General features: G+C 65.9%; 7 protein-coding genes, 1 tRNA gene and 1 rRNA gene. 5 read left to right on the plus strand and 4 right to left on the minus strand.

The window, feature by feature from the left end:
- The 3 genes from rrf to RCH07_RS18375 form a co-directional block, all read left to right on the plus strand.
- A 5S ribosomal RNA gene (gene rrf, locus RCH07_RS18365) occupies window positions 1-94 on the plus strand; the annotation flags it as partial.
- Window positions 95-251: 157 nt separating this feature from the next.
- Window positions 252-743: an SRPBCC domain-containing protein gene (locus tag RCH07_RS18370; RefSeq protein WP_326968930.1), complete on the plus strand. Its 492-nt coding sequence runs from the start codon at window positions 252-254 to the stop codon at window positions 741-743.
- Window positions 744-1,016: 273 nt separating this feature from the next.
- The gene (locus RCH07_RS18375) at window positions 1,017-2,384 is read left to right on the plus strand and encodes an FAD-binding oxidoreductase (RefSeq protein WP_326968931.1); all 1,368 of its coding nucleotides are present in this window, start codon (window positions 1,017-1,019) and stop codon (window positions 2,382-2,384) included.
- A gap of 69 nt (window positions 2,385-2,453) precedes the next feature.
- Here RCH07_RS18375 and RCH07_RS18380 read toward each other — a convergent pair whose 3' ends face one another.
- From RCH07_RS18380 to RCH07_RS18395, 4 genes are all read right to left on the minus strand, one after another.
- The gene (locus RCH07_RS18380) at window positions 2,454-3,869 is read right to left on the minus strand and encodes a DUF4032 domain-containing protein (RefSeq protein ID WP_326968932.1); all 1,416 of its coding nucleotides are present in this window, start codon (window positions 3,867-3,869) and stop codon (window positions 2,454-2,456) included.
- A 150-nt stretch (window positions 3,870-4,019) separates the two neighbouring features.
- Window positions 4,020-5,102, minus strand: coding sequence for an ABC transporter ATP-binding protein (locus RCH07_RS18385; protein ID WP_326968933.1), 1,083 nt, complete (start codon window positions 5,100-5,102; stop codon window positions 4,020-4,022).
- Window positions 5,103-5,338: 236 nt separating this feature from the next.
- Window positions 5,339-6,151, minus strand: a complete 813-nt coding sequence (otsB, locus tag RCH07_RS18390) for a trehalose-phosphatase (RefSeq protein ID WP_326968934.1) — start codon at window positions 6,149-6,151, stop codon at window positions 5,339-5,341.
- Window positions 6,141-7,550 carry an alpha,alpha-trehalose-phosphate synthase (UDP-forming) gene (locus tag RCH07_RS18395; protein ID WP_326968936.1) on the minus strand — a complete coding sequence of 470 codons (1,410 nt, stop codon included), beginning with the start codon at window positions 7,548-7,550 and terminating at the stop codon, window positions 6,141-6,143. The genes otsB and RCH07_RS18395 overlap by 11 nt, the downstream gene beginning before the upstream one ends.
- Window positions 7,551-7,822: 272 nt before the next feature.
- Between RCH07_RS18395 and RCH07_RS18400 the strand changes: the two genes are divergently transcribed.
- Both RCH07_RS18400 and RCH07_RS18405 read left to right on the plus strand, forming a co-directional pair.
- Entirely contained in the window at window positions 7,823-8,713 is an 891-nt protein-coding gene (locus tag RCH07_RS18400; protein ID WP_326968935.1) for a DsbA family protein, read from the plus strand.
- Window positions 8,714-8,911: 198 nt separating this feature from the next.
- Window positions 8,912-8,985: transfer RNA gene (locus RCH07_RS18405), tRNA-Thr, on the plus strand.
- Window positions 8,986-9,562: the final 577 nt, after the last annotated feature.

Below are 9,562 nucleotides of genomic sequence, written 5' to 3' on the forward strand. Positions count from 1 at the left end.
AACGCCCGGTCCCATCCCGAACCCGGAAGCTAAGACCCACAGCGCCGATGGTACTGCACCCGGGAGGGTGTGGGAGAGTAGGTCACCGCCGGACACTATTTACACCTCAGGCCCCGACAACGACAGTCGGGGCCTGAGTCATTTAACCCCCAAACCAAAACCCACACCACCAGAACACTCCCGTCCTCGGGCGCCCCGCACGTAAGTCCGTGAGGGAGTGTGGTGGCCGGGCGCGGGTAGAGTTGGTGCCCATGGATAACCTCTTCAGCCACGCCCCTGCTGACGGACCGGAGCCGGCGCAGACATCGGGCCCGGATCCCGTTGTGTGCACCGTGACCGTGCCAGGCGCCGTCGCCCGTGCCTTCGTAGGGTTCACCGAACATACACATCTTTGGTGGCCGATGGAGGAACGCAGCGTCTACGGCGCAGGCTCCTACGTTGAGTTCGAAGAACTGCTGATCCTTGAGACTGCCGATGACGGCCGCTCTGCTATCTGGGGCTCAATCGATGACTGGCAGCCACCGTTGTCGTTCCACGCCAGCTGGCACCCCGGATCATCCGCGATGTGGTCCACCGAGCTCAGGGTGTCGTTCCGGGCCGTGGAGGCGGGCACGGAACTGCGTCTTGTGCATAGTGGCTGGGAAGGCGCCGAAGACCCGGCTGCAGCGCGGGCAAACTACGAGGCCGGCTGGCCCTGGGTCCTGGATCGATTCGTGCGCTTCATGGGCGGCGCCGAGGTGTGAGCCGCGCGGATCTGAGCCGCCTGGAGCCGAGAGCCTATGGCTGCGGAGCCTCCGGACGCAACCCGGCGGGTGCCGCCGACATCGAACAACCGGCCTTGCACTCCGCCGCCCGATTGGCCTCCGTTACAATGCTCCCGCGTTCGCGCGCGGGCAGATCAGGGCGGATGACACAGCGTCAAGCGCCCTGATCTGCACCCGCGGCTTCCGGCTCGCTGCCCGCCGGGGGACGGCGCTCTAGACTGAAGATCGGATTCGACGGAAACTGGAGACCGTATGAGCATCTTGGACGAGCTCACCTCTGCCCTGGGCGCAGCGAAGATCGCCGTGGACGCCTCCACCCTGGCTCTCTACGCCGTGGACCAGGCCCCGGTGCTGGACTATCAGCTGCCGCAGGCCGTGGTCCGCGCGGAATCCGTGGCCGATGTACAGGCTGCCGTGTGTGCCTGCGCAGCCCACGGTGTGGCGCTGGTCGCGCGCGGCGCCGGAACGGGTGTCTCCGGCGGCGCCCACGCCAGCAAGGGCTGCGTGGTGCTCAGTCTCGAACGGATGAACCGCATCCTGGAGCTCAATCCCGAGGACGAGACCGCCGTCGTCGAACCCGGCGTCATCAATGCGGACCTCAACGCGGCCGCCGCAGTGCACGGTCTGATGTTCGCCCCGGATCCGGCGAGCTTCAGGGTGTCCACAATCGGCGGCAACGTCGCCACCAACGCCGGCGGCCTGCGCTGCGCGAAGTACGGGGTGACCCGGGACTCCGTCCTGGCGCTCGACGTGGTACTCGCGGACGGCTCCCTGATCCACACCGGGCACCAGACCTTCAAAGGCGTCGCCGGCTACGACCTCACCAGCCTGTTCGTCGGCTCCGAGGGGACATTGGGGATAGTTGTCGGCATCACTGTCCGGCTCAAGTACATGCCGCGGGAAGTGCACACGATCGCCGCGTTCTATCCGGACTTCCGCAGCGCCGCAGCCGGCGTCCTCGCGGTGGGCAAGGCACGGGTGCAGCCGGCCATCATGGAACTGCTCGACGGCGGATCCCTTGCCCAGCTTGATGGCGCCCACGGCTCGGACCTTGCCTCCCGGGGAGCATCCCTGCTGCTGATCCAGACCGATGGGTATGGGGCCGGGGCGGAGGCCGCGGCCATCCGGCCCCTGCTCGCTGCCGGCGGCGCCGTGGTGACCATGGAGGCCAACGCCGAGGCCGAGCAGCTTGTGGAACTGCGGCGCAACAGCCGCGGCGTGGAAGTCGACGACCAATACCGCGTGGGCGAGGACGTTGCCGTGCCGCGCTCACGGCTGGTGGACTACGTCGCAGAGCTGGAGGCGATGGCCGCGGAGCACCGGGTCCAGCTCAAGGTGGTCGCGCACGCCGGTGACGGGAACCTGCACCCCACGTTTTGGGTGGACCGCGCCGGCAATGCCGTCGACGCCGACGCGATGCAGCGCCTCGGTGCGGCCCTGGACACGTCAATCACCGTAGCCCTCGCGATGGGCGGCACCATTACGGGGGAACACGGGATCGGCCAGTTCAAGCTCCGCTGGCTCGGCCTGGAGCAGAAAGAACCCGTGCGCGAACTGCAGCGCCGGATCAAGGAGCTCTTCGACCCGGCCGGGATCCTCAACCCGGGCAAGGCGATTTAGCCCGGCTGTGCTACGAGGGCGCGCCCCGCGACGGTGTGCCCCGGGCGGCCTGGCGGTACCAGGCGGCCGCTACTCGTCGACGCCGGAGTGTCCGTCGTCGTTATCGTTGCCGTAGCGTGATTCCTCGGTTTCGACCTCGAGGATTTTAAGTAATTCGGTGTCCGGGTTGAGCATAATCGCCGCCTCGTCCCGGCGGTGGCGCAGCTCGGAGTCGATGTAGGACTGCACGGCCTCGGCCAGCGGGATGTGCCGGTTCTCCTTCTCCGACATGTACCAGCGGTGCTCCAGGATCTCATGCACGGCCTCGGCCGGCTCAAGCTTCCCGGACAGGTCGCGAGGGATGGAGCGGACAATCGGCTCGAAGATCTGGCTGACCCACAGATGGGCGCTGTACTCCTCGTCCATGCCGGGATTGTTGTCCGCCCGGAAGGAATCCATGTCGTTCAGGAGCCGGCGGGCCTGGTTCTCCTGCACGTCCAGTCCGGTCAACCGCAGCAGCCGGCGCTGGTGGTGCCCTGCATCCACCACCTTGGGCTGGAGCTGGATGGTGGAGCCGTTCTGGGTGGTCTTGATCGCGTATTCCTCGACGTCGAAGCCGAGTTCGTTAAGCCGCCGGATACGCGCGGACACCCGCCAGCGCTCACCGATCTCGAAGGACTCCTTCTCGGTCAGCTCGGTCCACAGCCGCCGGTAGCTGTCCATAATGAGTTCACTGGTGGCCACCGGATCCACCTTCTCCTCGATGAGGCCGCCGTCGAGCAGGTCCATAAGCTCTCCGGCGATGTTGACCCGGGCAATTTCAAGATCGTACTCGCGCTGCCCGGTGGACAGGTCCGGGTAGAGCTCGCCGGTTTCGGCGTCCACGAGGTAGGCGGCAAACGCGCCGGCGTCGCGCCGGAACAGGGTGTTGGAGAGCGAGACGTCGCCCCAATAGAAGCCGATCAGGTGCAGCCGGACCAGGAGGAGGGCCTGGGCATCGATCAGGCGCGTGAGGGTGTCCCTGCGCAGCATCTGGGAGAAGAGGGCACGGTAGGGCATGGAGAACTTGAGGTGCCGCGTGACCAGGACGGGGTTCAGCGGCCGCCCGTCCGGGCTGGTGCGCCCTGTGATGACGGCGACCGGCTCCACACAAGGGACGTCCAGCCGCGCCAGCTTGCGGAGCATGTGGTACTCGTGGCGCGCGATGTGCTCCGAGGTTTCCTTGATGGCGATGACGGAGCCGCCGAGGTGGGCGAACCGTACGATGTGGCGGGAAATGCCGCGGGGGAGGGCGGCTAGGTTCTCGGCCGGCCAGTCCTCAAGGGCGATATGCCACGGCAGGTCCAGCAGTTCCGGCGCGGTCGCGGCCGCGGTGATGCTCAGCGAACTGGAGGCCAAGGAGTCCTTCGAATCGTTGGCGCTTGCGGCTTCGTAGCGGGGCAACTTGCCCACCTGGCCATAGTCGGTGGGCTCGTCGTGCCACTGGGCACTGTTTTCCTCGGTCATGGGGTTTCCTCGCTCATAGGGCCAATTCTTCCGTACGCTGGGCGGCGGCCCTAACAGGATGCCGGCGAGGATGTTAACGCCCGACGGCGGCCCTCCCCTGGGGAGGACCGCCGTCGGGGCGTGCGGTGGGTGGGCCCACGCCGGTGGGGACTAGTCGGCCAGGCGCAGGCCGGTCTTGGTGTCGAACAGGTGCACGTGGCCCGACTGCGGGCGGACCCAGATAGACTCACCCTTCATCGGGGGGCGGCGGCCGTCCACGCGGGTCACGATGTCGTGGCTCTGGCCGTCCAGGGTGGTGTGGCCGTAGACGTAGGCATCGGCGCCGAGTTCCTCGACGACGTCGACCTCGACCTGGAGGCCTTCGCCCTGCGGTGCGGTCTCGAGGTCCTCCGGCCGGGAGCCGAGGGTCACGGTCTTGCCGCTGGCGACTTCGAGGACATCGTGCGGGACCGGGTAGACGGTGCCGCCAAACTGCACGCCGCCGTCGACGACCGGCAGTTCAAGCAGGTTCATCGCCGGGGAGCCGATGAAGCCGGCGACGAACACATTCTTCGGCTTGTCGTAGAGGTTGCGCGGCGTATCGACCTGCATCAGCAGACCGTCCTTCAGCACGGCGACGCGGTCACCCATGGTCATGGCCTCCACCTGGTCGTGGGTCACGTAAACCGTGGTGACGCCCAGCCGGCGGGTCAGGGAAGCGATCTGGGTGCGGGTCTGCACACGGAGCTTGGCGTCAAGGTTGGACAGTGGCTCATCCATGAGGAAGACCTGCGGGTTACGCACGATGGCACGGCCCATGGCCACCCGCTGGCGCTGGCCGCCGGAGAGTGCCTTCGGCTTGCGGTCCAGGTACGGCTCGAGGTCCAGGAGCTTGGCAGCCTCACGGACGCGCTCGGCGCGCTCTTCCTTGCTGACGCCGGCGATCTTCAAGGCGAAGCCCATGTTGTCCGCAACGGTCATGTGCGGATACAGGGCGTAGTTCTGGAAGACCATGGCGATGTCGCGGTCCTTGGGCGGCATGTCCGTGACATCGCGGTCGCCTATGAGGATTCGGCCGGAGTTCACATCCTCGAGTCCTGCAAGCATGCGCAGGGAGGTGGACTTTCCACAGCCGGAGGGTCCCACGAGGACCAGGAACTCGCCATCGGCGATTTCAATGTTGAGCTTGTCAACAGCGGGCTTATCCGTGCCCGGGTACAGACGTGTTGCGTTATCAAAAGTAACTGTAGCCACAGTTATCAATCCCTTCACCGGCAGGTACGTGCCGGACGATCCGTAGTGAATGGTTTTTTATTCAATTATCAGCACCAATCGTGCTCATATTCCCCGGCCGCAACCGGGGCGTATCGAATGTCGCCGCACGGTACTTGTGCGCCACATCACAACAAGAGTATGTCAGATTTATCGTCTCAGGGCCAAAATGTCCCACATGCTTCGCCGCCGTCAGGCCTTTTTGGGTGCGCTAGGGATCAGACGCCGACGGCGCGCTGCCGCTCCCGCGCCAGGGCTTCCAGCAGCTCGGCGACGTGGACCGGGGCCTCGACGCGAAACTGGGCCTGGGTGAAATCAAGCCCCACCTTCACGCCCACATCGCCCGCGAGCAGGTTGCCCAGGGCGTCCTCATCGGTGGTGTCGTCGCCCGCGAAGACGACGGCGGTGGCGCCCGTGGCCTGCCGGAGGAAGGCAATGCCCTCACCCTTGGAGGCGTGGACCACGGAGCTCTCCAACACGCGGTTGCCGGTCTTCAGAAACACGCCCGGGCGGTCCTGCAGCACGGCACGGGCCGCGGCCACGGCATCTTCGGCGACGTCATCGGCAGCCAGCCGGGTGTGCAGCACGACGCCGGCCGGTTTGTCCTCCAGCAGGGTCCCCGGCGCCTCATTCACGATTTCCTCAAGGTCCCTCCGGACGCCGGCGAGCAGCTCCCGCCGGGCATCGTCGAGGACCAGCGGTGCAGAGCCCAGGCCCAGCCAGGCTTCCGCACCGTGGCTGCCGATCAGCAGGGTCTTCTCTGGCGGGAAGGCGACCGACCGCAGGCTGTCCAGCGCCCGTCCCGAGATGAGTGCCGTCGTCGTCCGGGGCAGTTCGGTCAGCGCGGCGAAAGCGGCCGCCGAGCGGGGGAGCGCGCGCGAGTCCCGGGCGTGGTCCACGAGGGGTGCCATGGTGCCGTCAAAGTCCATGGCGACCAGCAGGTGCCCGGTGCCGGCGACGCGACGCACGGCCTCGAGCAGCTCGGGGGAGAGCGAGAGCGGTGGTTTTTCGGGGGTGGCCTCAGGAGTCATCGCGGATTACCTTCTCTTCAAGGGCGGTCAGGAAGTCCGAGGACCAGAGATCGACGTCGTGGTCCAGGATCTGCTTGCGCATTGAACGCATGCGGCGCCCGGCTTCCGCGGGCTCCATGTTCACGGCCCTCATGATCGTGTCCTTGAGGCCGTCGATGTCGTGCGGGTTCATCAGCAGCGCCTGCTTGAGCTGGTCCGCGGCGCCGGCGAACTCGCTGAGCACCAGGGCGCCGTCGTTGTTGGTGCGCGCCGTGACGTATTCCTTGGCCACGAGGTTCATGCCGTCGCGCAGGGCGGTGACCAGCATGACGTCCGCCGCCAGATACAGCGCCACCATCTCCTCGATGGGGTAGTTGTGGTGCAGGTAGCGGACGGCGGTGTTCTGCATGGTGTCGTAGGTGCCGTTGATATGGCCGACGGTGCCCTCCACTTCTTCGCGGAGCAGACGGTAATGCTCCACGCGTTCCCGGCTGGGGCTGGCAACCTGGATCAGGGCGGCGTCCTCGACCGTGACCTTGCCGTCGGCCAGGAGTTCCTCGTACGCCTTGAGCCGGTGCCGGATGCCCTTGGTGTAGTCGAGGCGGTCGACGCCGAGCAGGATGGTCTTGGGGTTGCCAAGGTCACGGCGGATCTGCCGGGAGCGTTCGATGATCTCCGGCTTGTGCGCCAGCTCGCTGATCTGCTTGACGTCGATGGAGATGGGGAAGGACTGGGCCCGGGCGATGTGGGTGGTCTGCCCGGCGGCGCCCTTGACATGGATCTGCTGCTGCTTGACGCTGGCACCGAGGAAGCGGCGGGCGGAGCGCATAAAATTACCGGCGTCGCCGCTGCGCTGGAAACCGACCAGGTCCGCGCCCAGCAGGCCGTCGATGATCGCCCGGCGCCACGGGAGCTGCGCGAAGATCTCCGGCGGCGGGAAGGGGATGTGGTTGAAGAAGCCGATCTTCAGGTCCGGCCGCGCCTCGCGGAGCATCTTGGGTACGAGCTGGAGCTGGTAGTCCTGGACCCAGACGGTGGCGCCGTGGTCCGCGTGGTGGATGACTGCGTCAGCGAACCGGCGGTTGACCTTGCGGTACGAGTCCCACCAGGTCCGGTGGAACTCCGGCGGGGCGATCACATCGTGGTAGAGCGGCCACAGGGTGGCGTTGGAAAAGCCCTCGTAGAAGAGCTCGATATCCTCCGTGCTCAGCTGCACCGGGACGAGGTCGATGCCTCCGTGACTGAAGGGCAGGACCTGCTCGTCGGGAGCACCGTGCCAGCCAACCCAGGCGCCGTCGGTCTTGGTCATCATGGGAGCCAGCGCGGTCACGAGTCCGCCAGGAGACCGCCGCCAGCCGTCCTGGCAACCGGGCTCATCCGGGGAACAGCGGTCTACCGGCAGGCGGTTGGACACCACCATAAAGTCATAGAGTGCATCCGGTTCCGCCTTGCCGCCGTCCGAAGATTTGCTTTTGGCGCTAACGTGCGGTTTGGCGCGTTCCGTTGTGTTCATTGGTGCCCCCTGGGCTCGCTCGTGGCTCTCAACCCAGCCTAGCCGGACGGAATCTTCGGTGCTATTCGCCTATTGCAGTGCGTGGAGGAAACCTGGAAGCGCAAGTTCCCAGTTTTCTCCCCTAAAATGATGAATTGCCACCCAATGGACCGCCCCAGGCCGATCGACCCGAGGAATTAATGAGCCCCGCAAACGAACCCCGTCAGTCCAAAGCAGAGCGCACGGCCGCCGCGCGCGAGAAAGCCCGTGAGATCCGCGAGGCGCAGCTGAAGAAGGATAAGCGCAACAAGCTGCTGATCGGCTGGGGCATTGTTGCCGCCGTCGTGGCCATCATCGTGATCGTGGCCCTTGTGGTCACCTCGAACATCCAGAACAACGCCCCGGTGGCCGACGAGGGTCCTACCCCTGCCAACGGCAACGTCTACGGTGGCGTCACACTGCTGGCCAACACCGAGGTGGCCAAGTCCGAGCCTGCGACGGTCAAGATCGCCGATCTGCCTTCCGCTCCGGCCACGCCGCCGGCGCAGGTCACCGTGCCCGGCGCCGAGGCCGAGGCGGGCAAGCCGGTGAAAGTGGTTCTCTACATCGACTTCATCTGCCCCGCGTGCAAGAGCTTCGAGGCCCAGTACACCGAGTCTTTGACGAAGCTCCGCACCGAAGGCAAGATCACGGTGGAATACCGTCCGCTCGGCTTCCTGGACCGCCAGTCCACCACCAACTACTCCTCGCGCGCGGCCAACGCCGCCGCCTGCGTCGTCAACGAGTCCCCGGAGAAGTACGCGGACTTCGTCAACGCACTCTTCGCGAAGCAGCCCGTCGAAGGCGGTGCCGGCCTGTCCGACAACGAGCTGAAGAAGATGGCTACCGACGTCGGCGCGAAGAGCATCGACACGTGCGTGGACGGCAAGACCTACCGTCCGTACGTCAAATACACCACCCAGGAAGCCGCCGCCGCCGGCGTCACGGGCACGCCGTCCGTGTTCGTCGAAGGCAAGCAGTGGGGCAAGGGCGATAGTGCCCAGATCCCGTTCGATCAGTTCCTGACGGCCGCGATCGACGCCAAGAAGTAAGCGCAGCGCCTGGCTATGCCAGTTGCGGTCCCGGTCCCGGGTTCGTCCCGGACCGGGGTAGCTGGTTTTCCTTTCCGGCAGCGTCGGTGCCGGGTTTCGTGGCCGTGTTTTTACCACTGGGGGTCCGTGGGCTAACCTTGTCTAGCGCCGTGGCGCCGGGCCCTCATCGTGGCCGGGTGCCGTTTGGTCTGCAGGAATGCCTCCTTAGCTCAGTTGGCCAGAGCACCGCTCTTGTAAAGCGGGGGTCGTCGGTTCGAATCCGACAGGGGGCCCAAAGAACCCCTCCGTTCCGGCAATTTTGCCCGGAACGGAGGGGTTTTTCATGCCGGAAAATAGGTCACGACACGCTTACGACACGCTTTCAGGGAAACGGGAAACGGCGGTCGGCTCGCGGGCTGCATAGGGAAAGCCATGCAGACAAGCAGAAAGACCCTGGGACCGGCAACGGACCAAGGCAACGCTGGCAGTCCCCTCTTGATAAGGGATCTTTTGCTGAGATGGCCAGCGGGCGAAGGCCGTGACTCGAGCGGACCGCAGACAACTGCTGAGGGCGGTCCAGGCTGGTGCAGACGACTTCAGCTGAAATTCAGTCTTGAATGTGGGCGGCATCAGCCGCCTGAGCCGCTCCGGATCCATTTCAATGCCCTGTCCCAGCGGAGATCGTCGTCGGGAACTGTTAGGAGCCGCTCGGCGATAACGTCGCGCTCCACCAGGCCGTGCTTGAGGAGCGAGCCGACGAAGAGGTGATCTTTAGCCCCAATGCCGTTCGGTTAAGGGCTGGGGGCGGGTGTCAAGATCCTCGTGCTGAGTGTCGCCGGGTACGTGCGGCGGTCGATATCGCGTTCCTTG

It is taken from the genome of Arthrobacter sp. CG_A4, from assembly GCF_035985125.1.
Lineage (GTDB): Bacteria > Actinomycetota > Actinomycetes > Actinomycetales > Micrococcaceae > Arthrobacter.

Coding starts and splice junctions, on each gene's coding strand:
- otsB (WP_326968934.1), bottom strand. CDS start 6,151: ATGACTCCTGAGGCCACCCCCGAAAAACCACCGCTCTCGCTCTCCCCC.
- RCH07_RS18395 (WP_326968936.1), bottom strand. CDS start 7,550: ATGGTGGTGTCCAACCGCCTGCCGGTAGACCGCTGTTCCCCGGATGAG.
- RCH07_RS18370 (WP_326968930.1), top strand. CDS start 252: ATGGATAACCTCTTCAGCCACGCCCCTGCTGACGGACCGGAGCCGGCG.
- RCH07_RS18380 (WP_326968932.1), bottom strand. CDS start 3,869: ATGACCGAGGAAAACAGTGCCCAGTGGCACGACGAGCCCACCGACTAT.
- RCH07_RS18375 (WP_326968931.1), top strand. CDS start 1,017: ATGAGCATCTTGGACGAGCTCACCTCTGCCCTGGGCGCAGCGAAGATC.
- RCH07_RS18400 (WP_326968935.1), top strand. CDS start 7,823: ATGAGCCCCGCAAACGAACCCCGTCAGTCCAAAGCAGAGCGCACGGCC.